Below are 26,628 nucleotides of genomic sequence, written 5' to 3' on the forward strand. Positions count from 1 at the left end.
TCCCCCGCCGGCCGCGGCCCGCCCCGCCGGGCGCCCCGCGTCGACGACGCCGGAGTTCCGGCCCTCATCGTCGCAGCCCACACGTCCCGGCGGCCCGGCCAGGGTCCCTTCACACCGCGTCGGGCGGCCTGTCCCGCTCGCCGCCCGCCGCGGGCCCGCGGTCGCCGGGCTGCGGATGGCGGGCGTAGTCGCCGCCGGCGAGCACGGTGATCCCGGCAGCCACGGCGAGGGCGATGACGGCGATCCGCCCGGCGGTGTCGTCGAAGATCCCACCGATGGCGTCGAAGATCTTCACGACCACTCTGGCGGTGACCGCGGCCATGACGGCACGGCCGAGGATCCGCACCACGATCGCGGCGGTCGAGCGGCCCCCGCCCGTCATGTCCCGCTCCGGCCAGGACGCGCCGCGCGCGCCGCCGCCCCGGCCCGCCACGGCACCCGCCGCCCCGCGATCATCGGATCCACTGGACCATCCACTGTCCTCATCCCCACGTGCCCCGCCGGTCCGGCCGGCGTCCGGTTGCCCCGTCACCGGTGTCGGCGTGCCGCGGTCGTGCCCGCGATGTGCCGCGGCACGGCGGCGGTGCTTCGCCGCCGGCGGGCGGGATATCGGCGGCGGAAGCGGGCAGAGAGCCGGAGGTCAACGTCATCCGTGGGGACGTCCGCCGCGGCGGGAACCGGTCGCGGCGGACGGCGAGCCCGCAACGGCGAAGGTATGGGGGTGGCATGCCCGGCAACGACAGCGGCGGGTTGGGGACGATCCGCACGGCGATCCCGGCCCGACTCGACCGGCTTCCCTGGGCCCGGTTCCACTGGATGATCGTCATCGGGTTGGGGACGGTGTGGATCCTCGACGGCCTCGAGGTGACGATGGTGGGCGCGGTGGGTTCACGCCTCACCGAATCGGGCAGCGGAATCTCGCTGTCCGCCTCCGACATCGGCACCGCGGCCGCGATCTACGTGCTCGGAAGCTGCCTGGGTGCATTGTTCTTCGGTCAGCTCACCGACCGTTTCGGCCGGAAGAAACTGTTCCTGCTGACCCTCGGCGTCTACATCGTGGCGACGACGGCGACGGCGTTCTCGTGGGCGCCGTGGTTCTTCTTCCTGACCCGGTTCTTCACCGGCGCCGGAATCGGCGGTGAATACGCGGCCATCAACTCGGCGGTCGACGAGCTGATCCCGGCACGGGTACGGGGCCGGGTCGACCTGCTCATTAACGGCTCCTACTGGCTGGGCTCCGCGGCGGGCTCGGCACTGACCGTTTTCTTCCTGTCCGAGCGCATCTTCCCGACCGATGTCGGCTGGCGCCTCAGCTTCGGCCTCGGCGCGGTGCTCGGGCTGGTCATCCTCGTCGTGCGCCGGCACGTGCCGGAAAGCCCGCGCTGGCTGTTCATCCACGGCCACGCCGACGACGCCGAACGGATCGTCGGCGACGTCGAACAGACCGTCGAGGCCGAGACGGGCATTCGGCTGGCCGCCCCGGACAGGCAGATCACCGTCCGCCAGCGCACGGTCATCCCGCTGCGGACGATCGCCTCGACGGCGTTTCGCACCTACCCCCGCCGCGCGGTGCTGGGACTGGCGCTGTTCGTCGGGCAGGCCTTCCTGTACAACGCGTTCACCTTCGACCTGGGCACGATGCTGACGACGTTCTACGGGGTCAGCTCGTCGGCGGTGCCGGTGTTCCTCGTCGTCTACGCCCTGGGTAACTGCGCCGGCCCGCTGCTGCTCGGCCGGCTGTTCGACACCGTCGGGCGCAAGCCGATGATCGCGTCCACCTATCTGGCCGCCGCCGCGCTGGCCGTGCTGCTCGCCGTGCTGTTCGACGGCGGCGCGCTGACCGCGTGGACGTTCCTGCTGCTGGTGGCGGCCACGTTCTTCTTCGCCTCGGCGGGGGCGAGCTCGGCGTACCTGACGGTCAGTGAGATCTTCCCGATGGAGACCCGGGCACTGGCGATCGCGTTCTTCTACGCCGTGGGTACCGCGGTCGGCGGTATCACCGGCCCGCTGCTGTTCGGCCACCTCATCGACACCGGCCGCACCGGGCCGGTGATGGTCGGCTTCCTCGTCGGCGCGGCGGTGATGGCCGTCGGCGGTGTCGCCGAGCTGCTGTTCGGCGTGGACGCGGCCGGCCGTTCGCTGGAGGACATCGCCGCCCCCCTCACCGCTACTGAGGACGGCGACGAGCCGTATCCCGACGAGCCGACCCGCACGTCCGGCCCAGACCGGTCGGCCGCCGCCGTCGAAGGCGGCTGACGGTCAGGGGCAGCCGCGATCCGGCTGCCCCTGACCAGCTACCCGATGTTCACCCACGGGCTCGCAGGCGCGCCGCCGGCCGGACGGCGCGTGACGGCCCGGTGGCGGATCTAGCGGGCCCGCGGACCCGCGTCGCGCTGGACCGGTACCCGCACGCCGCCGGGCGGCGCCGCCCGGCGGAGCTCGGTGAGCTCCGCCAGCCACAACTGGGCGAGACGCTCGTGGTTCGGCACACTGTCGCTGGCTGCGAACGTGATCCCGATGCGGTCCCCGAGGCCGAACAGCGCGACGGACAGGTGCTGGCGTCCGACGAGCAGCGGCCCGGTGCCGATCAGGTCGGTGACGGCGCGTCCCGCGACGGCCAGCGGCCCGCGGATCGTGCGGGCGTTGGTCGCCACCATGGCCAGCTCCCGGGTGCGCCCCCCGAAGCTCGCCGCGTAGGACAGCATGCGGGGGGTGGCCCGCGCCGCCACGGCGGGAAAGTGGTGATGCTCCACCACGCCCATCCCGCCGTCCTTGAGCCGGCGGGTCACCTTGGCGATGCGGGCCAGCCGCCGGGCCGGGTCCGGTTCGCCACACGGCAGCGGGACCCGCACTCCCGAGGTGTAGTTCGACAGCACGTTCTGGTCGGCGGCGATGCGGATGCTGACGGGCATCAGCGCGTGGACGGGCCGGGAGTCGTCCCGCCACTCCGGAAACGACCACGCCCGCACCGCGCCGGCCAGGGCGGCCAGGTAGACGTCGTTGACCGAGGCGTCGTGGCGGCGGGCGACGTCCCGCATCGGCCCGAGCTCGGTGGTGATCCAGGTATGCCGCGCCGGGCCCACCGGCTGGCCGCCCCAGGCGTCGAGAACGCGCGTCGGCGACAGGCAGCTCAGCCCCCGGCTGACGAAGCGCAGGTAGTCGCCGGCCTGCGGGCGGGGGATCGACGCGGGCAGCCCCAGGTCGGGCTCGTCCTCGCCGCCGAACAGCAGGTGCAGCGACCGGTAGAGGGCCGCGCCGTCCTGGGCGATGTGGCTGGTCCGGTAGACGACCACGGCGCCCGCGCTCCCGCGCTCGCACAGCAGATAGAGCATCCACGGCTGGGCGCTGGTGTCGACGGGGCGCCTGGCGATCCCGTCGATCGCGGCGCGGATGCGCCGGTCACCGATCGCGTCGCCGCCGATCAGACCGGCGACCTCGGCCGCGCTCGGCAGCTCCACGGCGACGACGCGCTCGTCGACCCTCATCTCCGGGTCGCAGACCCAGTGGGTCTCGTGCACCGTGGAGCGGCGGTCGGCCGGGCGGACCGTGACCGTCTCCAGCCGGTCGGTGAGCATCCGCGCCCGCGGCGCACGCAGCCGTTCGGCGACGTGCGCCCGCAGGTCCGCCAGCTCCACCGGTCCGTCGAGGAACAGCACCGCGCCGACGTCCTGGTATTCACCGGGATTGAGCCGGTGGAAGGCGAGATAGGCGCGGTCCCCCGCGGTCAGCGGGCGGGCGAATGCCCGGTTGTAGCCGGTCTTCGAGACCGTGTCGAGGAGGGTCATCAGGCGCGCCCCCAGCCCGTCGCCGGGCATTGGGTGCAGGCCTTGACAACGCGATCAATAATGTTAGCAGATCGACGCACGGATGCGTCGTGGATACCTGTACCCATGTACCTGTTTATCCGCGGGCCGTTCAGCCCATCCAGCCTTGTGTCGTACGTCTCCACACGGATGGGCAGGACGGGCGAGAACGATCCCGCCGGAGGGCACGAGCAGCAAGGGAAATGCAGGTGAGGGCGGGTCCGGCACGCTACCGACGCCCGGCCGGGACATCAACACGAATGGGCTACGGTGCTACCGCGACCGGGGTTACACGAATTCCCTCGATATTCGCGTGATAATTGCCGGAGTGCCGATCGGGGGACACCCGGGGACAAGGGATTTGGCCTTCGTGGAGGTGTGCGGCTCCCCGGCGCGCCCATCGTCGGGGCACGGCCGGCCCGGTCGCTCGCCGTGCGGACCCGGCGTCGACGAGAGGTGCCGGTAACGCGGCGGGGCCGAGGTCTTCGCCCAGATCGGGACGGTCGATCTGGGCCAGGCGGCGCGGGTCCTGCTGCAGGTCCAGACCCACATGCTCCAGGGCATGATCGACGGTCTTGGCGGGTCGTCCCGGCTCTGACCTGCGCGTCACCGACGTTGCGGGGTCCGAGGCGACCGGCGTGGTTGCAGGGCGTCGCCGGGATATGCTTTTATTCACCAAAATTGTTGAGAAAGCCGCGGGCGCGGCTGGAGAGAGGACCCGATGAGGACGATTGTGATCACGGGCGGAACCGACGGCATCGGCCGGGCGCTCGCGGACGTCCACCTCCACCGTGGCGACGCGGTCCTCATCGTGGGCCAGAGCGCCGAGAAGGGGGAACGGTTCCTCGACTCCGCGCGCGAGCTCGGCGCCGGCGATCGGGCCCACTTCGTGCGGGCGGATCTGAGTCTGATCGGCGAGAACATCCGGCTGTTCGAGGAGGTCGCCAGGGTCCTTCCCACGGTCGACGTCCTGGTGCTGGGTGCGCGCTACCACCGGTCGGTGCGCACCGAGACACCCGAGGGTCTGGAGAGCAACTTCGCGCTGTTCTACCTGAGCCGTTTCCTGCTCAGCCACGGGCTGGCACCGTCGCTGGAACGCGCCGCGACACCGATCGTTCTCAACGTGGCGGGGCCGGGGGGAACGAGCCCGATCCAGTGGGACGACCTGCAACTGCGCCGGCACTACGTCGGGACCGGGGCGCTGGGCCACGGCGGTCGGCTCAACGACCTGCTCGGCGCCGGGTTCGCCGCCGTGCACCCGGACAGCCGGATCAGGTACATCCTGTTCCACCCCGGCGTCGTGTCGACCAGCTTCTCCGGGGAGTACGACCAGGCCACCGCCGCGCAGGTCGCCGGGCTGAAGGTGACCGGCAAGACGGTGGCACAGAGCATCGGCCAGATCCTGCCCTGCCTGGACCGGCCGCCGGCCGAGCGCCTGAGCGCCTTCACGGAGGGCAGGCGCATCGACGTGGACACCCCGTACTTCGACCGCGACGAGGCGGCCCGGCTCCACGAGATCACCGAGAAGCTGCTCAGGGTCTGATCCGCCCGGGTCCGCTGAGGGGTGTGACCGAACGCCGGGTGAGGCGGGAATGGGGTGTGTGCCCGGGGTCGTTACGCTGCCCTTGTGAGCGAACATTTCGACGTGGTGGTTCTGGGTGCGGGTCCGGGCGGGTACGTGGCCGCGATCCGTGCCGCCCAGCTCGGTCTGACCACGGCAGTGGTGGAGGAGCGGTACTGGGGCGGGGTCTGCCTGAACGTGGGCTGCATCCCGTCGAAGGCGCTGCTGCGCAACGCCGAGCTCGTGCACACCCTCACCCACGAGGCCAAGACGTTCGGCATCTCCGTCGACGGCTCGATCACGGTCAACTACGGGGCGGCGTTCCAACGCAGCCGGAAGGTCGCGGACGGCCGGGTCAAGGGCGTCCACTTCCTGATGAAGAAGAACAACATCACCGAGTACTCCGGGCGCGGCACGTTCGTCGACGACCACACCCTGTCCGTCGCCGGTGCGGACGGCTCGACCAGCACGGTGACGTTCGACCACTGCATCATCGCCGCCGGTGCCACGCCGCGGCTGCTGCCGGGCACCTCGCTGTCCGAGCGGGTGGTCACCTACGAGCAGCAGATCCTCAGCTCCGAACTGCCGCGCAGCATCGTCATCGCGGGCGCCGGGGCGATCGGCGTCGAGTTCGCCTACGTGCTGCGCAACTACGGCGTCGACGTCACGATCGTCGAGTTCCTCGACCGCATGGTGCCGCTGGAGGACGCCGAGGTCTCCGTCGAGCTCGCCCGCCACTACAAGAAGGCCGGCATCACGGTGCTGACCTCCACCCGCGTCGACACCATCGACGACTCCGGTGACACCGTCAAGGTCACCGTGACGGGCAAGGACGGCGTGTCGCAGGTGCTGGAGGCGGAGAAGGTGCTCCAGGCGATCGGCTTCGGGCCGAACATCACCGGCTACGGGCTGGAGAACACCGGCGTGGCGCTGACCGAGCGCGGCGCCATCGACGTCGACGGCTACTGCCGCACCAACGTCCCGCACATCTTCGCCATCGGCGACGTCACGGCCAAGCTCATGCTCGCCCACGCCGCCGAGGCCATGGGCATCATCGCCGCGGAGACGATCGGCGACGCCGAGACCTACCCGCTGGACTACGTGATGATCCCGCGGGCGACGTACTGCCAGCCGCAGGTCGCCAGCTTCGGCTACACCGAGGCGCAGGCCCGGGAGAAGGGCTTCGACGTGCAGGTCGCGAAGTTCCCGTTCTCGGCGAACGGCAAGGCGCACGGCCTCGGCGAGACCGCCGGCTTCGTGAAGATCCTCAGCGACGCCAAGTACGGCGAGCTGCTCGGCGCGCACCTGATCGGCCCCGACGTCACCGAACTGCTGCCGGAGCTGACCCTCGCGCAGCGCTGGGATCTCTCCGTCGCCGAGCTCGCCCGCAACGTGCACGCCCACCCGACGCTGGGCGAGTCCGTCAAGGAGGCGATCCACGGCCTCGCCGGCCACATGATCAACTTCTGAGCTGTGGTGGCTCGGCGGGTGCGCCGAGCCGCTGCGTTCCGATGACCTTGAGAAGTTGCAGCGCCCGGTGGGTGGGAGTCCCGGGTGCCGCGCTGTACAGGATGATCCACTGGTCTCGCTCGGGATCGTGCAGCGCGTCGCAGTCGAGATCGAGCCAGCCGACGTCGGGATGGTTCAGCCGCTTGCGCGTCGAGCGCCGGACCCGCACCTCGTGTTCGTTCCACAGCCGGCCGAAGTCATCGCTGGCGTCGAGGAGCCGACGCACAAGATCGCGAATGCCCGCGTCGTGGGGATAGCGTGCGGCGGCGGCGCGCAGATCCGCGACGGACTCGCGGGCGAACTGCTCCGCGCTGGTTGCGTCGTGACGTTGCCGGGCACCCGGACGGGTGCGGATGTAGTACTCGACGGACATCCCGGCGAGCTGGGCGACCTCCTGCCGGCGCAGCCCGGGCGTGCGGCGACGGTAGCCGGCTTCCAGGCCGACGTCGTCGGGCTGTAGCCGGGCTCGGCGATGGCGCAGGAACGCGGCCAGCTCGCCGCGGTCCACTTTTTCCATGGAATCAGCGTGTCCTACCGCCGGCATCGGCACCATGGGATGGCCGGTACCACCCTCGACGAGGCTCTCCCGCGGCCCCGCTCCCAGGCGGCACGGTACAGGCATGACCTCGACCACGACCAAGAAGGTCGTTCTGATCACTGGGGCGAACAAGGGCATCGGCTTCGCCTCGGCGACGTCGTTCGCCCGCGACGGGCACACCGTGTTGCTGGGCGCCCGCAACCCGCGCCTCGGTGGACCGGCCGCCGCGGCCCTCGCCCAGCGCGGACTGGACGTCACCTTCGTCCACCTCGACGTCACCGACGAGTCGACGATCGCGCAGGCCGCGGCGTTCATCGACGCTGAGTACGGTCACCTGGACGTCCTGGTCAACAACGCCGGTATCACCCGTGACCGGAGGCGTCCGCCGTCGGAACTTCCCGTCACTGCGTTGCGGGAGATCTACGACACGAACGTCTTCGGCGTCGTCGCCGTCACCAACGCCATGATCCCGCTGCTGCGCAGGTCCCGCAGCGGATTCGTCGGCAACGTCTCCAGCGGGCTCGGCACGGTCGCGTTCCTGGCCAGCCCCGACCCGGCGCTGGAAAGCTACGCCCAGCTGCTCGGCTACAACTCCTCCAAGGCCGCGCTGAACGCGATCACTCTTGTCTACGCGCGGCATCTGCGCGCCGACGGCATCACCGTCAACGCCCTGTCACCAGGCTTCTGCGCCACCGACCTCAACGGCCACACCGGCCACGACACCGCCGAGGAAGGCGGCGCTCGCATCGCGGCACAGGTACTCACCCGCCACGAGGACGGCTCAGGGGTGTTCCTGAGCGAGAACGGCGGCACCTATCCCTGGTGACCGCTATCCCTGGTGACCGCGCAGGACTGGTCGCCGTCAGGCGGGGGCACCCTGGTGCCGCCATGCCTGCGCGGTGTGCCGCGTCAACACGCCGGCCGCGAGGGCGCGCAACTGCTCGACCTCGGCGGCGGCCAACCCGGCGAACAGCTCGGGCTCCGCCTCGTCGAGCAGCGTCTCGGCCTGGTTCAGCAGGCGCTGGCCGGCCTGGGTGATGGTGAGGATCTGGCGGCGCCGGTCGCGCGGGTCGCGGTCGCGGCGGATGAGCTCGGCCGTCTGCAGCCGGTCGAGGAAGGACACCAGGTCGCCGCTGTCGAGGTCGAGACGGGCGGCGACGTCGCGCTGGATGGCCGGGCCGAACTCGTCCAGGCAGCACAGGATCGCGTGCTGGTGCTGGTTGAGGCCGAGGGTCGCCAACCGCTCGGCACAGTGCATCCGGGACAGGGCGGCGAGCCGGGCGAGCACGAAACTCGTGCGGTGACGCAGCGCGGCGGGCAGCAGAGCGTCGGACACCGTCATGATCCCCATCCTAGCCGTCGGCCGCTGGCACCCCTATTCATTGGCGATGCCAGCGATTGGTATAACCAGCAGTATGCCTTGCAAGAGAGATCCCGACGGCCGGCTGCTGCTACCGGTGGTGCTGGCCGCCTACGTCCTGTACGGCTTCGACGCCAACGTGGTGAACGTCGCCATCCCCGACCTGCAACGCCGGCTCGGCGCCGGACCCGCGGCGCTCGAGCTCGTCGTCGGCGGCTACGTGTTCACCTACGCGGCGGGAGTCGTCACCGGCGGGCGGCTCGGTGACCTGTTCGGCCACCGCCGCCTGTTCCTCGCCGGGGTGACCGGCTTCGCCGCGGCCTCACTGCTGTGCGGGCTCGCGCAGGGACCCGTCGAGCTGGTGGCGGCCCGCATGGCGCAGGGCCTGACCGCGGCGGCGATGGTCCCCCAGATCCTGGCCCTGGTGACCGCGTCGTTCACCGACGCCGAGCGCTCCCGCGCGTTGGCCTGGTACGGGGTGGCCGGCGCGGTCAGCGGGATCGGCGGGCAGGTGCTCGGCGGGCTGCTGCTCGACGCCGACGTGTTCGGCCTGGGTTGGCGGGCCGTCTTCCTCGCCACCGCGGCGGTCGGCGTCGCCGTCGCCGCGGTGGCGAGATGGGTGCTGCCCCGCGCCGAGCGGCGGACCGCCGCCGGGCTGGAGCTGGATGTTCCCGGGGCGGTAGGGATCTCCGGCGGGCTCGGGCTCGCGCTGCTGCCGCTGGTGATCGGGCACGAGACCGGCTGGCCGGTGTGGGGCTGGCTGCTGCTGGCCGCCGCCGTCCCCACGATGGCGGCCGCAGTGCGCTGGGAGCGGTCCGTGGCGCGCGGCGGCGGGCAGCCCCTCGTCGATCCCGCCCTGTTCCACACCGCGACGTTCGCCACCGGTCTCGCGGTGAACGCCGCGTTCATGGCGTCGTTCAGCAGCTGCCTGTTCGTGCTGAGCCTGCTGTTGCAGGCGGGACTCGGGCTCGGTCCGCTGGCGGCCGGGCTGGCGTTCGCGCCGATGGGCCTGCTGGCGATCGGCAGCTCGTTCCTGGGGCGCCGCCTGGTCGCCCGCCTCGGCCCGGCGGTGCTGCTGGCGGGCTGCGCCGTGACCGCCCTGAGCTTCCTGACCCTGGCGGTGGCCCTGCACACCCATCCCGGCGGCCTGTCCCCCGCCTGGCTCGTCGCCGGGATCGCCGGGATCGGGGCCGGCAACGGGCTGATCCTGCCCTCGCTCGTCGGCGCGCCGCTGGCCGGCGTCCCCCGCGAGCGGTCCGGGGTCGCCGCCGGGGTCCTGACCACCACCCAGCAGTTCGCCAGCGTCACCGGTGTCGCCGTCCTCGGCGCGGTGTTCTTCTCCCGGCTGGGCATCCATCCCGACCGCGGCGCGCACATCCGCGCCGCCGAGTCCGCGTTCTGGCTCGGCCTTGTCCTGGTCGTGGTGATGACCGCCCTGATGGCCCGCCTCGCCTGGCTCGATCCCGCCCGGCGCCACGGCCGGCCGACGGCTGCTCCCACAGCATGTGAGGAACGCGCACCAACCCCCGTGATCACGACTGCAGACGCGCCCTAGCGGGCCCCGGCGCCCGTCGGTCGGCGCGGGCGGAAGAGGACGCTGGGGGTGTCCGCGCCGGGGCGGACGTGGAACGCCGCCCGGACGGGTTGGCCGATCCTCGCCTCCCCCGGCGCGACCCCGTCGAGCCGGCCGGGCAGCCGGACCCCCTCGTCCAGGCTGACCAGCGCGAGGACGTACGGCGGGCGGCCGGCGAACGCGGGCACGCTGGGATGGCGGATGACGAGGTAGCTCTCGACGACGCCGGTGCCGGCCGACGGTGCGAAGTCCGTCGACCCCGCGCAGTGCCGGCAGCGTTCCGGGCGCGGTGGCAGCCAGCTTCGGCAGTCCAGGCACCGGGACAGCACGAACCGGTCCTCACGCAGCGCGGCCCACAACGGCCCGATGCCGTCGTCGTCCTCGGGTGGTGGCCCGGACGCTGCCGCGGAGTCCACCCCGCCCGCAGTGTCCCCGCCCGCAGTGTCCCCATCCGCCATGTTCTCCGCGCCCGCCGCGAGATCCGCCGCAGCCGGCGCCCGCTCGGTCGCCGCCTCCCCCGCACCGTCCGCCTCCCCCGCACCGTCCGCCTCCCCCGCACCGTCCGCCACCGCCGGTGCCACCGCCACCGCCACCGCGGCTGCCGGTGCCGTCCCGGTCGCCGCATCCCTGGAACTGTCTGCCGCCGCCGGCAGAATCACGGTCTGCGCGTCCTCGCCGAGGTCCGCCCCGGCCGCAGGATCGGCGGTCCCCGCAGCGGCGACGCCCTGCGCACCCGGGGGGTCTGCCGCCACCCGGCGTCCGGTCGGGTCCGCTGCGGGCGGTGATTCCGCGCTCGGTGATTCCGTTCCCGATTCCTCGCGGGTGTCGGAGGTCGTGGGGGACGGGGCGGTTGCAGGGGACGGGGCGGTCGTGGGGGACGGGGCGGTCGTGGGCGTGGCCGAGGGGATCACCCTGACCGACGGGATCCTGGTGGACGGGTGGATGGCGGGCGGGGAGCCGGCCGCCGACGGGTCCGGCGGGCGGGCGACCGGGCGAAGGACGCGCACGTGGGGTTGACCGCTGATCATCTGCTCCGCACCGCCGTTCTCACGATCCCCTCCGACTACCGCCGGCGCCGTCGGGGCCCGTCCCCGCCGGTGACGAGCGTCACCGCCCCTGCCGGCGGCCGGCGCCCGACGACGCCCACCACACCATGGTGGTTCATCCGATGGAGCTACGCCTCAGACACGGACTCCCCGTACGAATCGGTCGGGGAGGGATGCGGGCATACCGCGACGGACCCGCGCCGGTGACGGGCGGGCCGACCCGGTCGAACGCCTATCCTGGATCACAGTTCTTGGATCACGGTGGGTCACCGACGTCGCCGACGTCACCGGGCGCCAGGCACCGGGCGCCAGGCACCGGGCGCCAGGCACCGGGCGCCAGGCACCGACATCGGCCGGGATCGCGCCGGGAGCACGGTCCGGGTCGCGCCGCGAAGGGAGATGCCGGGTGGTGATGGTGGCGATCGTGAGCCCCGGCGCGATGGGCTCGGCGCTGGGGCGCGGCTACGTCGAGGGCGGCGCCCGGGTGGTGGCCTGTGTGGCGGGCCGCTCGGAGCGGACCCGCGCGCTCGCGGATGGCCTGGACCTCGTCGACTCCCTCGACGCGGCGGTCGGGGCGGCGGACATCGTCCTGTCGGTGGTGCCGCCGGGCGAGGCCGTTGCGGTGGCCGGCGCCATCCGTCAGTCGGCCGCCGCGTCGGGAGCGACCCCGCTGGTCGCCGACCTCAACGCGGTCTCCCCCGCCACGCTCGCGCGGGTGGGGCAGGCCCTGGGCGGCCTGGACCTCGTCGACGGGTCGATCTCCGGCCCGCCGCCCCAGGCGGCGTCCGGGCGAGCCCGCACCCGGCTGTACCTGAGCGGGCCGCGAGCCGGTGAGATCGCCGCGCTGGCCCATTCCCGGCTCGAATCGCGCGTCCTGGCGGGTCCGGTGGGCACCGCGAGCGCGCTGAAGATGAGCACGGCGAGTGTCTACAAGGGGCTCGCCGCCCTCTTCCTGCAGGCGACCGCGGCGGCGCAGCAGGCCGGGGTGCTCGACGTGATGCTCGACGACCTGGGGCCGACATTCCCCGCCCAGGTCGACGGGCTCGGATCGTGGCTCGCGTTGTCGGCGAGCAAGGCGGACCGCTACGTCGCCGAGATGCGCGAGATCGCCGCGACCCAGGCCGCCGCGGGCCTGCCGCCGGAGCTGTTCGAGGCGATGGCCGTGGTGTGGGAGCGGGTCGCCCGGTCCCCGCTCGGTGCACTCACCCCGGAACAGGCCGCCGGCGTGGCGGACGCGGCCGCGGTGATCCGCGCCTTCGGCCTGCCCGCCGCCGGGCATCCGCCCGGGGCCTGAGACCGAGACCGGCAGGCCACCCCACCCCCGCCCCGCGCCGCGTCCACGGGGCGGCGGTCAGCCGGTACCGACCACGCGGGCGAGCTCGGCGGCGATCTCGTGCGGGTCGCGGCCCTCGGTGTCCACGACCTGCCCGACGCGGCGGTAGGCGTCGTCGCGGGCGGCGAACATCTCGTTCAGGGTGGTCAGCAGGTCCTCGCCGAGCCAGGGCCGGCCCTGGCCGCGGCCGACCCGCCGGGCCAGGGTCGCCGGGGTCGCCCGCAGGTAGACGACGCGGCCGGCGTCGGCGATGCGGCCGAGGTCGTCGGGGTTGTCGGCGACGCTGGCCGCGATCCCGGCGACATACGGCGCCGGGGTATCGAGCAGAGCGTGAAGCTGCCGCGACTCCTGGTCGTGCAGGGCTGCGCGGCCCAGGTCGGCCAGGGCGGGCGCGTCGAGTCCGGTTCGCTGCTGGAGCAGGGCGTCGTTGTCGAGGTAGGGCCGGCCGAGCCGATCCGCGAGCGCCCGGCCCACCGTCGACTTGCCCGAGCCCATCAGCCCGACGAGGAAGATCCGCCCGGCGCCACCGGTGGCGGCCCGTCCGACAGCCGGCACAGGCCGGGATGTTGACGACATCTGACCCGTGTACCCGCCGCCTGGAGCAGGTGAACACGGCACGAGAGCATCGACCGTGCGTAGCAGCCGAGGCCGGGCGTTACCGGCGAGACGCGGCCAGGAAGACCGTAAAAGGGTGATCGGCGAGTCCTTGTTGTTCGTTCTTCCGCCTTTAAATTCCGTCACAGGCACCCGTCCGGGACGCTTCCGATTGTGGCGTCAGATGCCCGGAGCTGGGCGCAGACATTCTAATTCCACGTCGGTTTGGCGCTGGCCGGACGGGCTGGGGTAGCGTCCCTTCCGCGCCCTCAGCGCGTTCGGATAATGACCGGAAGGGATCATAAAATGGCCCAGCAGGACCAGCAGCAGCAGCGCCAGCAGGTGGAGCAGCAGCTGCGCCAGAACTGGCGGCAGATCCGCTACCGCATCCTTGACCAGTTCGGTCAGGTCAGCACGGCGGACCTCGATGCCGCGACCGACATCGAGGACCTCGTCGCGCGCATTGCGGACAAGACGCACCACAGCGAGCGCTACGTCGAGAACCGCCTGCGTGAGCTGGCGGGCGTCGGTGGCGGCCAGGGCGGGCTCGGCGGCTCCGGCGAGCGTTTCGGCGGCGGCCAGCAGGGCGGCCAGGGGAACCTGGGGAACCAGGGCCAGCAGGGCCAGCAGGGCCAGCCGTTCGGCGCCCAGCAGTAGCCTCGTAGCTCAGGCCGGCCAATCCCGGCGCGCCATTGGTTAGTCGGTGCGTCGCCCAGCTTTCCTTCGCTACTCGGCGCGCGTTCTCAGCGCGCGCCGAGTAGCGATCTGAGCTCCAGCAGGTCGTCGATCAGCTTGACCGTGTCGGCGTTGCGAGGAAGCTGGCGTAGTTCTTCGAGCATCGCGTCGGTTTGCTCCATGCTGGGAATATCGTTGATTGACGCGACTATCGTCACGATTTCGGCCTCGGGAACACCGCCTGTCTGCATACCTCAGAGTCACACACGAGGGTTCACTCAAAATTAACTCAGGCTTCCTCCGCGTTAATTCTGGCGCCGGTCTCGGCACGGAGAGTGAGAGTCCACCCCTCATGTCACCATCCGTGTCGAACGACTGACCCCGCCAGCCGCGCGTGATCGGCGTCGGGAAGCCAGTCGCGGCCGGGTGCGTACTCGAGCCAGCGACGGCGGGCGGCGGTCTCGGCGAAGGCGCGCTGCAGGTCGCGGCCCGCGGCGCACGGTTCGCCCCGCCACAGCAGCGACCACGCGTACAGCGGCGTCGGGTCCACCAGCGGCACCCCTCGCAGGCCGGCGTCGGCGGGCAGCACCATCTCGGCGGGCAGCACGCAGACGTAGCGCGGGTCCGTGCGCGGACGCTCCAGCAACGGTTCCAGGCCGAGGTTGGCCGCGGCCGCCTCGGCCGCAATCCCGAACCTGCCGGCGAAGCGGCGCAGGAAATCCAGCCGGTCGAGGGGCGCCGGGCACCACAGCACGCTGCCGCGCAGGTCCGCGGGACGCACCCGCCCGCCGCCGGCCAGCGGATGGGCGGGGTGGAGGACCACGTCGAGTGGCTCCAGGCGGACGAGCCGGTGCGCGAACGACGGTGCGAGGCCCCCGCCAGCACCCGCGTGCTCGCGGGGGGTGTGATCGGTGAGGGCGTGATCGGTGATCGCGTGCACGCGACCGAAGCCGAGGTCGATCGATCCGCGGGTCAGCGCGTCGACGGCCGTGGGCAGGTCGCGGCTGGCGCCGAGTTCCATGGCGAGCGTCGGGGCGTCGTCGAGGACGGCCCGCAGGGTGCGCATCGGGCCGTAGAGGTGGCCCCACACGTCGACGCGCAGCGGACGGAGTTCCGTTCTGGCCGCGGCGACAGCACGGTCCCCGGCCCGCAGCGCCGCCCGGGCCGGCTCCAGGAACCGCCGTCCCGCGTCGGTCAGCTCCACCGCGTGCCCGGACCGGTGGAACAGCGCGACGCCGAGAGCGTCCTCCAGCCGGGCGATCCGTTTGGACAGCGCCTGCTGGGTGAGGAACAGTCGCCGGGCGGCCCGGCCGAAGTGCAGCTCCTCGGCCGCTGCCACGAAAGCCCGCGCCTGGCCCAGGTCGAGATCCACGGTCACCACCATGGCCGACCACCCTCGGTTGTCAAGGCGGACGGACGGCTGTTGGCCGGCGACGGCGACCGGGCGGCAGGCTGGCTGGCACGTCCGCGACAACGCCGTTCTCACCCGGGAGGAACGTTGACCACGAATCCCGCCAGCCCCGCGACCGGAGGCCCCGCATCCGCCGGACCGGCGAGCGACGACGCGCGGGCGGTGGTGGTCCGCTACGTGGAGGCCGTCCGCGACGGCGACGCCGCGGTGATCCGCGACAGCTTCGCCGCCGACGCCGTCTGGCACTATCCGGGCAGTCTGCCGATCTCGGGTGAGTGGCGGGGACGCGCCCGCATCGTCGACGACTTCCTCGGCGGGATGGGCAGGCGGCTGCAGAGCGGCGCGCCGCTGCTCGTCGAGCTGACCGGCATCCTCGCCGAGGGCCCGCGGGTCGTCGCCACCTGGACCTCCCGGGGCACCGCCGCCAGCGGCGCACCGTACGACAACCAGTGCCTCGGCATCTTCGAGGTCCGCGACGGTCGCATCGTCTCCGTCCGGGAGTACACCGACACCGACCACGTGGCCCGCGTCCTGTTCGCCTGACCGCCGGACGCCGCGACCGTCCCACCCGAGCACGGCCACCCACCCGAGCACGGCCACCCACCCGAGGACGGCCACCCACCCGAGGACGGCCACTCGGCCGGGTCGCGAGGCTCAGCCGAAGGCGCCCTGGGCGCGGTAGTCGTCGACGGTGGCGGCGTCGAGGCCGAGGCCGCGCAGCACCTCGGCGGTGTCGGCGCCGAGTTCGGGAGCGCGGGTGCGGGCGCGGGCGGGTTCGCCGTCGAACTGGTAGGGCGGGACGACCACCCGGAACGGCGTGCCGTTCTCGGCGGTCAGCTCGGAGAGGTACCCGTTCTCCCGGACCTGGACATGATCGTGGACCTCGGCGGGGGTCAGTGCGGGCGCCCACACCCCGGAGAACCCGGCCAGGGTTTCGCGCCACTCGTCGAGGGTGCGCTCGGCGAAGATGCCGTCGAGCACCTCGACGCAGGCACGGTTGTGGGTGAAGCGGGCGGCGGCGTCGAGGAACCGCGGGTCGGCGACGAGCTCGGGACGGTCGAGGACCAGGCACAGTTCGTCCCAGAACCGGTCGGCCTGCAGGCAGACCAGGTTGATCCAGCGGCCGTCCTTGGTCCGGTAGTAGTTGACGATCGGGTTTCCCGGGGCGCGGCGGTCGGCCCGCGGCACCTCGCCGGTGAACGGCGCGGCGGCGATGTCCGCACCCAGCGCCCACATGCCGGTGTTGAGCAGCGAGACGTCGACGACGGCGGTCTCGCCCGTCCGCTCCCGGCGGTAGAGGGCCATCGCGACGGCGCCGGCGATGGTGTTGCTGCCCTGCAGGTCGTAGAAGGCCGCCGGCTGGGCGACCGGCTCGTCGTCGGCGGCGCCGGTGAGCTTGTGCAGGGTCCCCGAGCTCGACCAGGCCGCCGCCGAGTCGTACCCGCCGGTGTTGACCATCGGGCCGCGGCTACCCCAGCCACTGCCGCGCACGTAGACCAGGCGGGGGTTCACCGCCCGCAGGTCGTCGACGTCGATGCCGAGGCGGGNGCGTAACGCCGGCAGGTAGCTGGTGAGGAACACGTCGGCGTCGGCGACGAGGCGCAGCAGCAGCTCACGGCCGGCCGAGGTGGTCAGGTCGAGGGTGACGCTGCGCTTGCCGTGGTTGGGGATCTCCAGGAACGGGTTGGGACCGCTGTCGTCCTGGTTGAGCAGGTTGCGCAGCAGGCGCTGCGGGTCGCCGGTGGGCGGCTCGACCTTGACGACGTCGGCGCCGAGGTCGGCGAGGATCGCGCCCGCGGCGGGCACGAACGTCCAACCGGCGATCTCGACGACGCTCACGCCCTCGAACGGTCTGCTCATCGTCCGCTCCTCCTCGCTGCACACCCGCTGCCTGAACCCCCAGGCCGTGAACCTAGTATGAACAGTAATCCATGTCAGCCAGATCACTCTTCTGACGGCGCGCAAACACCCGGCCACGAGTGCTGCTGGTGGTGGTGTCGCGAGGTGTTCGACTTCAAGATCAAGATCTTGGCGTACTGCACCGTCAACAGTGTTGATTATCTTGTACCAGCACCAGCCCCGAGTCCGACGCCTGGTGTTCCGCGGAACCGCACCATGCCGCCCGGGCACGGCGCCCTACTCGGCGACGAGGCGTTCGATGTCCGCCGGCTGCCACGCCCCGACGGCACCGGGCCGGGTGGCGAGATACCCGGCGATCCGGCCGGGCGGCCAGCCGTGCGCCTCGCGCAGGCCGGCGGCGAGCATGGCCAGGTAGCCGGCCGACGGCACGGTGGGACGCACGTCGGCCAGCGACCACGGCGCGGTGAACGTCAGAACGGGGACGCCGGCGCGGTGGCCGACGAGCACCAGCGTCTCGTAGCGGCCTGGACCCACCCGGGCCCGGCCGGTGCGCAGCACGGCGGCCAGGTCGAGGTCGACGTCGGGGGCGCGGTGCATCTCCTGGGCGGCGACGTCGGCGAACTGGCCGGCGGTGAGCAGGTAGGCCCGGCCGGCGACCTCCCCGGGGGCCGCCGGGTCGTAGAAGGCGATGCCGCCCGTCCAGATCCGCGACTCCAGCGCGAAGTACAGGGTGCCGGGCAGCATGACCGGAACCGCCAACCGCGGCGGGCGGGGATCACGGCAGCCGGGATGGCGGTGGTCGCTGCCCGGCGGGCGACCGCCGGCGAGGTAGTACGTCAGCCGGGCCCTGCGCATGTTCGAGCCGTAGCTTGCATACCAGACCAGCTCGGGCCCGGCCGATCGAGCCTGATCCGCTCGCCCGGCGGGCGCCGGTCCGCTCACCGGGCCGTCTTGCGCCCCGCCCGGGCACCGACCGCGGCGCCGTCGCCAGCGGTCCACCTCCCGCGGGCGTCCCCCCGCCGGGGCCGGCCGCGCGCACCCGGTACGCGACAACGCTTTCGCACCGTCACAGTATGCGGATCCTGTAGGTAGAAATCAGCCGGTTATGACAATTGTCAGGCACGGACGGCGACCGCACCCACGGTGGTAGGTCGGCCGGCGGAACGGACTGGCGGCCGGCCCCCCGCTCGCCCGACGCGAGGTCGACCAGGGCGTCGGCGCGTCGACGGCGGGCAGCGCCGCGCCTCAGCGCCGGCCGGGTGACGACAGGGGTGTGACCGGTCCGTTCACGACGATTCCGGCCACCGGTACCGGGTACGCCCAACGGGTGCCGCGATCCGCGTCGCTCGACGGAGGGAGGACCGCCGGACCCGCCCTGGACGTGACCGACTGTCTGTTGGAACGTCTCGACATCGGCCTGTTGGCCACCACGGCGTCCGACGGCGTGATCAGCGACGTCAACGACACCGCGAGCCGGATCCTCGGCCGCGACCGGGCCGCGCTGATCGGCTCCCGGCTGGGGGACCACCTGCTGCCCGGCGACGCCGCCCGGCTGCGGGACTACCACCACCGGCAGCTCGCCCACCTCCCACCGGACCCGGCCCACTCTGCGGTGCGCGGCCGGGCCGCGGGCGAGGCGCCGGAGCCGCCGCTGGCGGTGCGCCTGGTCCGCCCGGGCGGCTCGCTGGTGCCGGTGCTGATCGTCGCCACGGCGGTGCCCGGGGACGACGGGCCGCAGGTCGTCAGCCGGGTGCAGGACGTCACCGAGCAGGAGCAGGCGAACCGGTATCTGCGGCTCGTGCTGGACCACAGCCCGGTGTCGATGCTGCTGATCGACCAGTCGGGTCGCTCGGTGTTCGGGTTGGGCGCGCACACGGCCGAGGAGGCCGCGGGCCTCGCCGCCGCCGAGTCGGCGTCGGTGTTCGACGTGTTCGCCGATCATCCGCAGCCGATGGCCCTGCTGCGCCGGGGTCTCGCCGGTGAGCCCGGCGCGCGGATCGTCGGCGCGTTCGGCCGCTACCTCGATCTGCACGTGATGCCGATCCGCGACCCCATGGGCCAGGTCAGCCTGGTCGCGGCCATCACGATCGACATCACCGAGCGGGAAAGCGCCCGCGCCGCGCAGGCCCACCTCGCCGACCTCGCCCGCGAGGCCCTGGTCACCCTCGAGCCGGCCGTGCTGTGGCGCCGGGCGACGGCGGTGCTCGCCGAACATCTGGGGGCGACGGCGACCCTGCACGAGGTCGACGGGGATACCGGCGCGCTGGGCCTGGTGGCCACCGACGGTCCGTCGGTGTCGCGGACCGTGGCCGCCGCGATCGCCCAGCAGGCCCTGCGCGGACCCGCGGGGTCACGGTCGGCGACCGCCGGCGGCGAGGTGGACCCGCGCCAGGACGGCTGGTTCGTCCTCGCCGAGCCGATAGGTCTGCGCGGCGAACCTTCGGCGGTCCTCGCCGTCCAGCGGCCCCCGGGCGCCGCCGGGCCCCCGTACACCTCCCCCGGGACCGTCCTGCCGGCGGGGGTCGGGGCCTTCAACGACTCCGAACGCAGCTTCGTGGCGGCGGTGGCCGGCGTGCTCGGTGCGGCCGCGGCCCGCTTCGCCGCCGAGCGGGAGATCCGCTACCGCTCGCAGCACGATCTGCTCACCGGCCTGCCCAACCGGGCATCGCTGCTGGAGCGGCTGCGCAGCAGCCTGGCGGAGGACCACCGGGCGGGGGACGGCGAGGGCCGGGCGGGCGCGGGGCGCACCGGCATCGTGTTCGTCGACCTGGACAGCTTCAAGGCGGTCAACGACACCTACGGGCATCTGGCCGGCGACGCGCTCCTGCGCACGGTCGCCCGCCGGCTGCGTGCCGCGGTGCGACCGTGCGACGTCGTCGCCCGCCTCGCCGGCGACGAGTTCGCCGTGCTCTGCACGCGGATCGAGTCGGCCGACACCGTGGAGCGGGTCGCCGCGCGGGTCCTGGCCTCCCTCGCCGAGCCGGTGGCGATCGACGGCAGCACCAGCACCAGCACCATCACCATCACCGCCAGCGCCGGCGTGGCGGTCTCCGGGCCCGGCCTCACCGACCCCGACCGCCTGCTCAACGCCTCGGACATCGCGATGTACGCCGCCAAGCGCGCCGGCGCCGGGCGCTGCGTCGTCCACCAGGACTGGATGCGCCTGAGCGCGGGTCCGGCGCCCCCGTCCCTCGCACCTCCCGGGCCGCCCCCAGGGTAGGACGACGCCAGGACGGACCACGCGAGGACGGACCACGCCGGGACGGACGACGCCGGGACGGGTCAGGAAGGACGTGCGCCGATGTGCCGACTGTTCGGGCTGACCGGGGCCCCGCGACGGACCCGGGCCACGTTCTGGCTGCTCGACGCCCCGGACAGCCTCGACGAGCAGAGCCACCGCAACCCGGACGGCACGGGTCTGGGCTACTTCGACGCCGACGGCCGGGCGGAGCTGTTCCGCCAGCCGATCGCCGCCTGGGAGGACCGCCAGTTCGCCGCGCGGGCGCGCCAGGCACAGTCGACGACGTTCGTCGCCCACGTCCGGCACGCCTCCACCGGCGGGCTCGCGCCGCGCAACACCCACCCGTTCCGCCAGGACGGCCGGCTGTTCGCGCACAACGGGGTGATCGAGGGCCTCGACGTGCTGCAGGAGCATCTCGGTGCCGCCATGGCGCAGGTCGCCGGTGACACCGACTCCGAACGGCTCTTCGCCCTGATCACCCGGGAGATCCAGATCGCCGGCGGTGACGTCGCCGGCGGGATCACCGCCGCGGTGCGTTGGGTGGCCGCCACCCTGCCGGTCTACAGCATCAATCTGATCCTGATCGCGCCCGGGGACCTGTGGGCGCTGCGCTACCCGGACACCAACCGCCTGTACCTGCTGCGGCGACCCGGCGGCGGCCAGCCGCTGGACCACAGCGACGCCACAGGGGCGACGCGGGTCCACGCGGCGGAGCTGGCCAACGCGCCCGCCGTCGTCGTCGCCAGCGAGCCCATGGACGATCATCCCGGCTGGCGCTCGCTGCGCTCGGGTGAGCTCGTCCACGTCGACGCCGGCGGGCAGGTGCACTCCGTCACCATCCTGCCCGATCCCCCGGCGCACCCGCTCACCCTCGCCGACCTTCGCCCCGAGGCGGCGACCTCGCAGCAGCCCCACTGACCCGCCGCCCGGCCCGCACGCCCGATGAGATAGTGCTCTTCGATGACCTAGTGCACTATGATGCCCGTCACGGATGCCGGGTTCATCGTGGACGAGGGAGAACGGCGTGACACAGACCACCTCCGACGGCGGACAGGCCGGGCCGGCCGACCAGGGACCCCTGGCGGGGCTGCGCGTCGTCGACCTGTCGGGCAGCCTGCCCGGGGCGCTGGCGACGCTGTTCCTCGCCGACGCCGGGGCCGACGTCGTGCTGGTCGAGCCGCCCGGCGGCAGCGCGCTGCGCCGGCGGGTCGACTGGCCGGTCCTCGGCCGCGGCCGACGCAGCGTCGTGGTGGACCTGCGCGCCGACGGCGGCCGCGACGAGCTCGACGCCCTGCTCGCCGACGCCGACGTCCTGGTCACCACGTACCGGCCGGAGACGCTCGCGGCGCTGCGGCTGACCGCCGCCGACCTCGCGGCGGCCCACCCGCGGCTGGTCAGCGCGTCGATCACCGGCTTCGGGCCGGCCGGGCCGTGGCGCGACCTGCCCGGCTACGAGGGCCTGGTGCTGGCGAAGCTCGGCGTCTTCCACGTCAAGGAGGCGATCACGGCGCGGCGCGGGCCGGCGTACGTGTCGGTGCCGTTCGCCTCCTGGGGCGCGGCGCACACCGCCGTGCACGGCATCCTCGCCGCGCTGCTCGAACGCGACGCCAGCGGGCTGGGCCAGCAGGTCGCCGCCGACCTCGCCCGCGGTGTCGGCGCCCTGGACACCTGGAACTTCTACACCGAGATCGTCGGCATCCGCTGGCCCGAGGCGTTCACCGTCGTCAACGCGTTCAACGCCGCCGGGGAGGTCCAGGGGCCGCTGGTGTACCCGCTGCTGACCGCGCCGACGAAGGACGGCACCTGGCTGCAGTTCGCGCAGGTCGAGCCGCGGCTGTTCGTCGCGCTGATGCGGGAGTTAGGCCTGGGGGACGTGTTCACCGACCCGAAGTGGGCCGGCATCCCCGCCCTGCCGACGCAGGAACTGCGCACCGAGCTGTGGGAGCTGATGATCGAACGGGTCGGGCAGCGGACCCTCGCCGAATGGGAGGAGGTGTTCGCCGCCAACGGCGACATCTCCGCCGAACCGTTCCGCCGCGGCGCCGACGCGCTGGCCCACCCGCAGCTCGTCCACGAGGGCCGCCGCGTCACCGTCACCGACCCCGAGCTCGGCCCGGTCGTGCAGCCCTCCACCCTCGTCCAGGCCGACGGCCGCCCGCTGCGCGAGCTCGCGCCCGCACCCCGCCTCGGCCAGTCGGCCGCCCCGACCGCGCCCGCCGCCCCGACCGCGCCGCCGGCGGGCGGCGCGGCCGGGCACCCGCTCGCCGGGATCATCGTGCTGGACTTCGGGCTGATGTTCGCCGGGCCGTTCGCCGCGACCCTGCTCGCCGACCTCGGCGCCCGCGTCATCAAGATCGAGACACTGGACGGCGACACCATCCGCCAGGTCGCCGGCTTCCCCGAGTCCGGCGGCGCCAAGGTCATGCAGGGCAAGGAGAGCCTGTGCGTCGACCTGGCCACCGACGAGGGCCGCGCGATCGTCCACGACCTCGCGAGGCGGGCCGACGTGGTGCTGCAGGCGTTCCGGGCGGGCGCCGCCGAACGCGCCGGCGTCGACGCCGCGACGCTGCGCGCCCTCAACCCCGACCTCGTCTACGTCAACGCCCCCGGCTACGGCACCGACGGCCCCTACGGCCGCCGCCCGGCCTATGCCCCGGCGATCGGCGCGGCCAGCGGGCTGGCGCTGACCGACGCCCCCGGCGTGCAGAGCGCGGTGACCACGGTGGCGCAGAAGAAGATCGGCGCGGTGCGCTGCTTCGCCGCCACGGCCGCCGTGCCGGTGCAGGCCGACGGCATCGCCGCCCTCGGCGCCGCCTCGGCGATCCTGCTGGGCCTCGTCGCCCGCAGCCGGGGCCGAGCCACGGGCACGCTGACGACGACGATGCTCGCGACCGCGACGCACGCCATCCTCGACCAGGTCGTGGACTACCCCGGCAGGCCGGCGCCGCGGGAGGTCGACGACGATGCCTGGGGGCTGTCCGCCCTCTACCGGATCTACCCGGCCGCGCACGGCTGGGTGTTCCTCGCCGCCCCCGCGGACAAGGAGTGGCCGTGCCTGGCCGCGGCGCTCGCCGCCCACACCGACCTCGACGCCGACCCGAGGTTCGCGACCGCGCCGGGCCGGGCCGAGCACGACGCCGCCCTCGCCGACGTGCTGGCCAAGACGTTCGGCACCCGGCCGGCCGCCGACTGGGAACGCGACCTCACCGCCGCCGGTGTCGGCTGCGTCGAGGTCGCCGGACGCTCCCAGCAGACGATCATCCAGGTGGAGCCAGCCGCGGCGGACGAGTACTGCGTGACGGTGCACAGCGACGTGTTCGACGAGCACCTGCGCCCCGGTCCCGCCACCCGCTTCTCCCGCTCCACCACGAGCCCGAAGGGCTTCACGTACGCCGGTGCGCACACCGACGCCCTCCTCACCGAACTCGGCTACGGCGCGGCCGCCATCGCCGACCTGCGCGAGCGCGGCATCGTCGGCGGCTGACCGGCACGGCCGCACCCACCGGACGGCCGCACCCACCGGACGGTCGCACCCACCGGACGGTCGCGCCGCCGGACGGTCGCGCCACCGGACGGGCCGGCCGCGCTAGCGGGGCAGGGGCGTCGGGTCGGAGCCGGCGGCCGGCACGTCGCGGCGCCCCGGGCCGGCGGCGGGTGGCGGGACCGTGACGAGGGCGGGGACCGCCTCCGGGCGTCCCTGCCCGGCCTCGGCGCCGCGGCGGGCGCGGATCCGCCCGCGCAGCCGACGCAGCGCGCGGGTCAGGGCCCGACCGACCACCTCGGCGAGCACCAGCAGCACGACCGCGACGATGCCGTCGGCCCAGAAGTGGTTCGCGGTGACGACGACGACGAGGGTCGTCACGATCGGATGCAGGACGATCAGCCACCGCCACCGGCTCGGGCTGATCCGGATGACCTCGTAGGCGATGAGGAACGCCCAGCCCACGTGCACCGAGGGCAGCGCCGAGAGCTGCGCGGCGACGCCGCTGCCGAACTCGCCGTACACCGACTGGCCGAGCAGCACCGCCTCGTCGACGAAGCCGACGGAGGTCAGCATCCGCGGCGGCGCCACCGGCAGGAACATGTGGAACAGCAGCGACGAGCCGGTGAACAGCACGATCGTCGTGCGCACCGGCGGGTAGGCGCGGCGGTGGCGGGCGAACAGCCACACCAGGAACAGGTTCATCGCCGGGAAGTGCACCCAGGAGTAGAAGTCGTTCGCCGCCCGCAGCAGGGTCTCGTGGCGCAGCATGAACCGTTCGAGCGTGACCTCGCTCGGCAGGTGCAGCCACTGCTCGGCCCGCCAGATCCATTCGGCGTGTTCGATCCCGCCGGCGACCCTGGTCACCCCGAGGATGCGGGCGATCTGCCAGAGCGTGAACAGGCCGAGGATGATGCCGGCCTCCCGGGACGCGGCGGCGATCAGCTCGATGCCGCGCCGCGGCCACCACCGGTGCACCACCCGGGCCACCACGGCCAGCGCCAGCAGCGCCCCGGCCCCGACCGCGGCCTGCTGCCACAGCGGCATCGCGCGCTCCCGTCTCCATCCCCGACATCGTGGTGTGCGGCGTACGCCGCAGATGGTGTGCGCCGTGCGCCGCGGCCAGGCCGGTCGGCGATGCGGACGCCCCGGCCGTCACGTTACGACCCGTTCGCGCCGGATGCCGTCACCGGCCCGCCGGCACCCGTAAAACCCACCGGCGCCGACGGCGGGCGCCCGCCACCCCTTGTGACGCAAACGTCAGATCATCTAGGGTCGTCTCACGTTGACCGGGATGGACTGATACGGGAGGTCTGGGATGGCGGACGTCGGCATCGTGCTCGTGCACGGCGGTCAGCACGCCGGGGACTGCTGGGAACCCACCGTCGCCGAGATCGGCTTACAGGCGCCGGGTACGCCGGTCCTCGCCGTCGACCTGCCCGGCCGGCGCTCGGCGCCCGCCGACCTGGCCACGGTCACCGTCGACGACTGGGTGACGAGCACGATCGCGCAGATCGACGCCGCCGGCATCGGCGAGTTCATCATCGTCGGCCATTCGATGGCCGGCCTGACCGTGCCCGGCGTCGTCGCGCGGCTGGGTCCCACGCGCGTGCGCCGGATGATCCTGCTGGGCGCGGCCGTGCCGCCACAGGGCCGCTCGATCGTCGACACGGTACCCGGCATCCTGGGCTGGGTCGCCCGCCGCAAGGCCGCGACCGGCCGTCCCGCCGCGCCGATGCCGCGGCTGCTGGCGCGCTACTCGTTCTGCAACGGCATGACCCGCGAGCAGCGGGCGTTCAACCTGTCCCGGCTCTACGGCGAGTCCACTGGGGTGACGATCGAGCCCACCGACCGCACCGACCTCGACCGCTCCGTCCCCCGCACCTGGCTGCTGACCCTGCGCGACCGCGCCCAGACGCCTGCCACCCAGCGCCGCTCCATCGAGGCGTTGGGCGGCGTCGACGAGATCGTCGACCTCGACACCGGCCACAACGCCATGATCAGCCACCCCGCCGAACTGGCCCGCCTCCTGCTCGACCGCGCCGGCCACGCCCTCCCCCACCCCACCGCCTGACCAGCCTCGCGCCCGGGGAGCGCTATCTCGTCGCCTCCGGCTGACAACGCGGTCAGGGCAGAAGGCGCCGCCCCACGGCGCCTCCCACCGCCGAGCAGCGGGGCCGGCCACGGCTCCGGACCTACTCCGTCGATCCAGGTGCCGCGGAACCGCGTCACGCTGCCAGCGTTTGGCCTTCAGCTCAGGGATCATGGTGATTCCGCGAAGACCCCTGCCGCTCCGGACTCGGCTGTTGCCCGATATCCGCCTCGTTGATCAAGGTGTTCCGCGGAACCGTGTCGCGGTCCCCGCGCCTACGCGGCTGGTGGTCTCTCTCCCACGCATCCACCCCGAACACCGACCCGTCGCCGCCACGCTCCGCGATCGCCGCCACCGCCACGAGCACGTGACACGGTCATTCAGATTCCGCGGAACCGGGTCCCGAGGTACGCGGCCGGCCAGGCCGGCCATCGGGCCGGACTGCGCCGTCGACATCGACAGCGCAGAAAACGGGTCGCCCCGGCGCCGGTGGGACGTTAGCTTCCTCGGCATGATCGACGACGATCCCACGGACCTCGTGCATCGCAGCT

At 73.2% G+C, this 26,628-nt stretch carries 24 protein-coding genes and 1 pseudogene; 13 read left to right on the forward strand and 12 right to left on the reverse strand.

Going from position 1 to position 26,628, the window contains the following annotated elements:
• Positions 1-109 precede the first annotated feature (109 nt).
• Positions 110-382, reverse strand: coding sequence for a hypothetical protein (locus FF36_RS02290; protein WP_236706036.1), 273 nt, complete (start codon positions 380-382; stop codon positions 110-112).
• Between the two features lie 344 nt (positions 383-726).
• Between FF36_RS02290 and FF36_RS02295 the strand changes: the two genes are divergently transcribed.
• The gene (locus FF36_RS02295) at positions 727-2,256 is read left to right on the forward strand and encodes an MFS transporter (protein WP_044883222.1); all 1,530 of its coding nucleotides are present in this window, start codon (positions 727-729) and stop codon (positions 2,254-2,256) included.
• 110 nt (positions 2,257-2,366) lie between these two features.
• Here FF36_RS02295 and FF36_RS02300 read toward each other — a convergent pair whose 3' ends face one another.
• Positions 2,367-3,815, reverse strand: coding sequence for a WS/DGAT domain-containing protein (locus tag FF36_RS02300; RefSeq protein WP_044883223.1), 1,449 nt, complete (start codon positions 3,813-3,815; stop codon positions 2,367-2,369).
• A gap of 709 nt (positions 3,816-4,524) precedes the next feature.
• Between FF36_RS02300 and FF36_RS02305 the strand changes: the two genes are divergently transcribed.
• A complete protein-coding gene (locus FF36_RS02305) occupies positions 4,525-5,346 on the forward strand; it encodes an SDR family NAD(P)-dependent oxidoreductase (protein ID WP_044883224.1) in 822 nt (273 codons plus the stop codon).
• A gap of 84 nt (positions 5,347-5,430) precedes the next feature.
• Positions 5,431-6,834, forward strand: a complete 1,404-nt coding sequence (gene lpdA / locus FF36_RS02310; protein WP_044883225.1) for a dihydrolipoyl dehydrogenase — start codon at positions 5,431-5,433, stop codon at positions 6,832-6,834.
• Here lpdA and FF36_RS02315 read toward each other — a convergent pair.
• The gene (locus FF36_RS02315; RefSeq protein ID WP_044883226.1) at positions 6,824-7,390 is read right to left on the reverse strand and encodes an MmyB family transcriptional regulator; all 567 of its coding nucleotides are present in this window, start codon (positions 7,388-7,390) and stop codon (positions 6,824-6,826) included. The genes lpdA and FF36_RS02315 overlap by 11 nt on opposite strands.
• Positions 7,391-7,493: 103 nt before the next feature.
• Between FF36_RS02315 and FF36_RS02320 the strand changes: the two genes are divergently transcribed.
• Positions 7,494-8,237, forward strand: a complete 744-nt coding sequence (locus FF36_RS02320; protein WP_044883227.1) for an SDR family NAD(P)-dependent oxidoreductase — start codon at positions 7,494-7,496, stop codon at positions 8,235-8,237.
• 36 nt (positions 8,238-8,273) lie between these two features.
• Here FF36_RS02320 and FF36_RS02325 read toward each other — a convergent pair whose 3' ends face one another.
• Positions 8,274-8,753: a MarR family winged helix-turn-helix transcriptional regulator gene (locus FF36_RS02325; RefSeq protein ID WP_044883321.1), complete on the reverse strand. Its 480-nt coding sequence runs from the start codon at positions 8,751-8,753 to the stop codon at positions 8,274-8,276.
• A gap of 73 nt (positions 8,754-8,826) precedes the next feature.
• Here FF36_RS02325 and FF36_RS02330 point away from each other — a divergent pair, with 73 nt between their 5' ends.
• On the forward strand, positions 8,827-10,326 hold the full coding sequence (locus tag FF36_RS02330; protein WP_236706034.1) for an MFS transporter: 1,500 nt from the start codon (positions 8,827-8,829) through the stop codon (positions 10,324-10,326).
• Here the strand turns inward: FF36_RS02330 and FF36_RS32265 are convergent.
• Positions 10,323-11,096: a Zn-ribbon domain-containing OB-fold protein gene (locus FF36_RS32265; RefSeq protein ID WP_236706033.1), complete on the reverse strand. Its 774-nt coding sequence runs from the start codon at positions 11,094-11,096 to the stop codon at positions 10,323-10,325. The genes FF36_RS02330 and FF36_RS32265 overlap by 4 nt on opposite strands.
• Before the next feature lie 70 nt (positions 11,097-11,166).
• Between FF36_RS32265 and FF36_RS36835 the strand changes: the two genes are divergently transcribed.
• Positions 11,167-11,361: a hypothetical protein gene (locus tag FF36_RS36835; RefSeq protein ID WP_044883228.1), complete on the forward strand. Its 195-nt coding sequence runs from the start codon at positions 11,167-11,169 to the stop codon at positions 11,359-11,361.
• 441 nt (positions 11,362-11,802) lie between these two features.
• A complete protein-coding gene (locus FF36_RS02345; RefSeq protein WP_242417973.1) occupies positions 11,803-12,684 on the forward strand; it encodes an NAD(P)-dependent oxidoreductase in 882 nt (293 codons plus the stop codon).
• Positions 12,685-12,741: 57 nt separating this feature from the next.
• Here the strand turns inward: FF36_RS02345 and FF36_RS02350 are convergent, their stop codons facing one another.
• Entirely contained in the window at positions 12,742-13,278 is a 537-nt protein-coding gene (locus FF36_RS02350; protein WP_236706031.1) for a shikimate kinase, read from the reverse strand.
• A gap of 345 nt (positions 13,279-13,623) precedes the next feature.
• On the opposite strand from FF36_RS02350, the gene FF36_RS02355 reads away from it, so the two are divergent.
• Positions 13,624-13,974: a hypothetical protein gene (locus FF36_RS02355; protein ID WP_044883230.1), complete on the forward strand. Its 351-nt coding sequence runs from the start codon at positions 13,624-13,626 to the stop codon at positions 13,972-13,974.
• Positions 13,975-14,060: 86 nt separating this feature from the next.
• On the opposite strand, the gene FF36_RS02360 is transcribed toward FF36_RS02355, so the two are convergent.
• The gene (locus FF36_RS02360) at positions 14,061-14,243 is read right to left on the reverse strand and encodes a hypothetical protein (RefSeq protein ID WP_044883231.1); all 183 of its coding nucleotides are present in this window, start codon (positions 14,241-14,243) and stop codon (positions 14,061-14,063) included.
• 104 nt (positions 14,244-14,347) lie between these two features.
• Positions 14,348-15,376 (reverse strand): LysR family transcriptional regulator, encoded by a 1,029-nt coding sequence (locus FF36_RS02365; RefSeq protein ID WP_052680907.1) that lies wholly within the window; start codon positions 15,374-15,376, stop codon positions 14,348-14,350.
• A 114-nt stretch (positions 15,377-15,490) separates the two neighbouring features.
• Here FF36_RS02365 and FF36_RS02370 point away from each other — a divergent pair, with 114 nt between their 5' ends.
• Entirely contained in the window at positions 15,491-15,946 is a 456-nt protein-coding gene (locus FF36_RS02370) for a nuclear transport factor 2 family protein (protein ID WP_082121606.1), read from the forward strand.
• 111 nt (positions 15,947-16,057) lie between these two features.
• Here the strand turns inward: FF36_RS02370 and FF36_RS02375 are convergent.
• The 3 genes and pseudogenes from FF36_RS02375 to FF36_RS02380 form a co-directional block, all read right to left on the reverse strand.
• On the reverse strand, positions 16,058-16,950 hold an 893-nt coding region (locus FF36_RS02375), incomplete at its 5' end, for a CaiB/BaiF CoA transferase family protein (protein ID WP_242422242.1).
• 1 nt (position 16,951) lies between these two features.
• Positions 16,952-17,263: pseudogene (locus tag FF36_RS36840) on the reverse strand (CoA transferase); the annotation flags it as partial.
• 276 nt (positions 17,264-17,539) lie between these two features.
• On the reverse strand, positions 17,540-18,205 hold the full coding sequence (locus FF36_RS02380) for a hypothetical protein (RefSeq protein ID WP_044883233.1): 666 nt from the start codon (positions 18,203-18,205) through the stop codon (positions 17,540-17,542).
• Between the two features lie 331 nt (positions 18,206-18,536).
• On the opposite strand from FF36_RS02380, the gene FF36_RS02385 reads away from it, so the two are divergent.
• From FF36_RS02385 to FF36_RS02395, 3 genes are all read left to right on the forward strand, one after another.
• Complete coding sequence (locus FF36_RS02385) at positions 18,537-20,483, forward strand: sensor domain-containing protein (protein ID WP_242417918.1); 1,947 nt, start codon at positions 18,537-18,539, stop codon at positions 20,481-20,483.
• A gap of 81 nt (positions 20,484-20,564) precedes the next feature.
• Positions 20,565-21,422 (forward strand): class II glutamine amidotransferase, encoded by an 858-nt coding sequence (locus tag FF36_RS02390; protein WP_044883234.1) that lies wholly within the window; start codon positions 20,565-20,567, stop codon positions 21,420-21,422.
• A 106-nt stretch (positions 21,423-21,528) separates the two neighbouring features.
• Entirely contained in the window at positions 21,529-23,988 is a 2,460-nt protein-coding gene (locus tag FF36_RS02395; RefSeq protein ID WP_199865309.1) for a CaiB/BaiF CoA transferase family protein, read from the forward strand.
• A gap of 102 nt (positions 23,989-24,090) precedes the next feature.
• On the opposite strand, the gene FF36_RS02400 is transcribed toward FF36_RS02395, so the two are convergent.
• Positions 24,091-25,032 carry a phosphatase PAP2 family protein gene (locus tag FF36_RS02400; RefSeq protein WP_044883236.1) on the reverse strand — a complete coding sequence of 314 codons (942 nt, stop codon included), beginning with the start codon at positions 25,030-25,032 and terminating at the stop codon, positions 24,091-24,093.
• 271 nt (positions 25,033-25,303) lie between these two features.
• On the opposite strand from FF36_RS02400, the gene FF36_RS02405 reads away from it, so the two are divergent.
• Positions 25,304-26,059 carry an alpha/beta fold hydrolase gene (locus FF36_RS02405; RefSeq protein ID WP_044883237.1) on the forward strand — a complete coding sequence of 252 codons (756 nt, stop codon included), beginning with the start codon at positions 25,304-25,306 and terminating at the stop codon, positions 26,057-26,059.
• Positions 26,060-26,628: the final 569 nt, after the last annotated feature.

This window comes from Frankia torreyi (genome assembly GCF_000948395.1).
In the GTDB taxonomy this organism is placed as follows: Bacteria; Actinomycetota; Actinomycetes; order Frankiales; family Frankiaceae; genus Frankia; species Frankia torreyi.

Excerpts from the sequence above, each read along its gene's own strand:
- FF36_RS02290 (WP_236706036.1), bottom strand. The coding sequence starts at position 382 with ATGACGGGCGGGGGCCGCTCGACCGCCGCGATCGTGGTGCGGATCCTC.
- FF36_RS02295 (WP_044883222.1), top strand. The coding sequence starts at position 727 with ATGCCCGGCAACGACAGCGGCGGGTTGGGGACGATCCGCACGGCGATC.
- FF36_RS02300 (WP_044883223.1), bottom strand. The coding sequence starts at position 3,815 with ATGCCCGGCGACGGGCTGGGGGCGCGCCTGATGACCCTCCTCGACACG.
- FF36_RS02305 (WP_044883224.1), top strand. The coding sequence starts at position 4,525 with ATGAGGACGATTGTGATCACGGGCGGAACCGACGGCATCGGCCGGGCG.
- FF36_RS02315 (WP_044883226.1), bottom strand. The coding sequence starts at position 7,390 with ATGGAAAAAGTGGACCGCGGCGAGCTGGCCGCGTTCCTGCGCCATCGC.
- FF36_RS02320 (WP_044883227.1), top strand. The coding sequence starts at position 7,494 with ATGACCTCGACCACGACCAAGAAGGTCGTTCTGATCACTGGGGCGAAC.
- FF36_RS02325 (WP_044883321.1), bottom strand. The coding sequence starts at position 8,753 with ATGACGGTGTCCGACGCTCTGCTGCCCGCCGCGCTGCGTCACCGCACG.
- FF36_RS02330 (WP_236706034.1), top strand. The coding sequence starts at position 8,827 with ATGCCTTGCAAGAGAGATCCCGACGGCCGGCTGCTGCTACCGGTGGTG.
- FF36_RS02345 (WP_242417973.1), top strand. The coding sequence starts at position 11,803 with ATGGTGGCGATCGTGAGCCCCGGCGCGATGGGCTCGGCGCTGGGGCGC.
- FF36_RS02355 (WP_044883230.1), top strand. The coding sequence starts at position 13,624 with ATGGCCCAGCAGGACCAGCAGCAGCAGCGCCAGCAGGTGGAGCAGCAG.
- FF36_RS02360 (WP_044883231.1), bottom strand. The coding sequence starts at position 14,243 with ATGCAGACAGGCGGTGTTCCCGAGGCCGAAATCGTGACGATAGTCGCG.
- FF36_RS02365 (WP_052680907.1), bottom strand. The coding sequence starts at position 15,376 with ATGGTGGTGACCGTGGATCTCGACCTGGGCCAGGCGCGGGCTTTCGTG.
- FF36_RS02390 (WP_044883234.1), top strand. The coding sequence starts at position 20,565 with ATGTGCCGACTGTTCGGGCTGACCGGGGCCCCGCGACGGACCCGGGCC.
- FF36_RS02400 (WP_044883236.1), bottom strand. The coding sequence starts at position 25,032 with ATGCCGCTGTGGCAGCAGGCCGCGGTCGGGGCCGGGGCGCTGCTGGCG.
- FF36_RS02405 (WP_044883237.1), top strand. The coding sequence starts at position 25,304 with ATGGCGGACGTCGGCATCGTGCTCGTGCACGGCGGTCAGCACGCCGGG.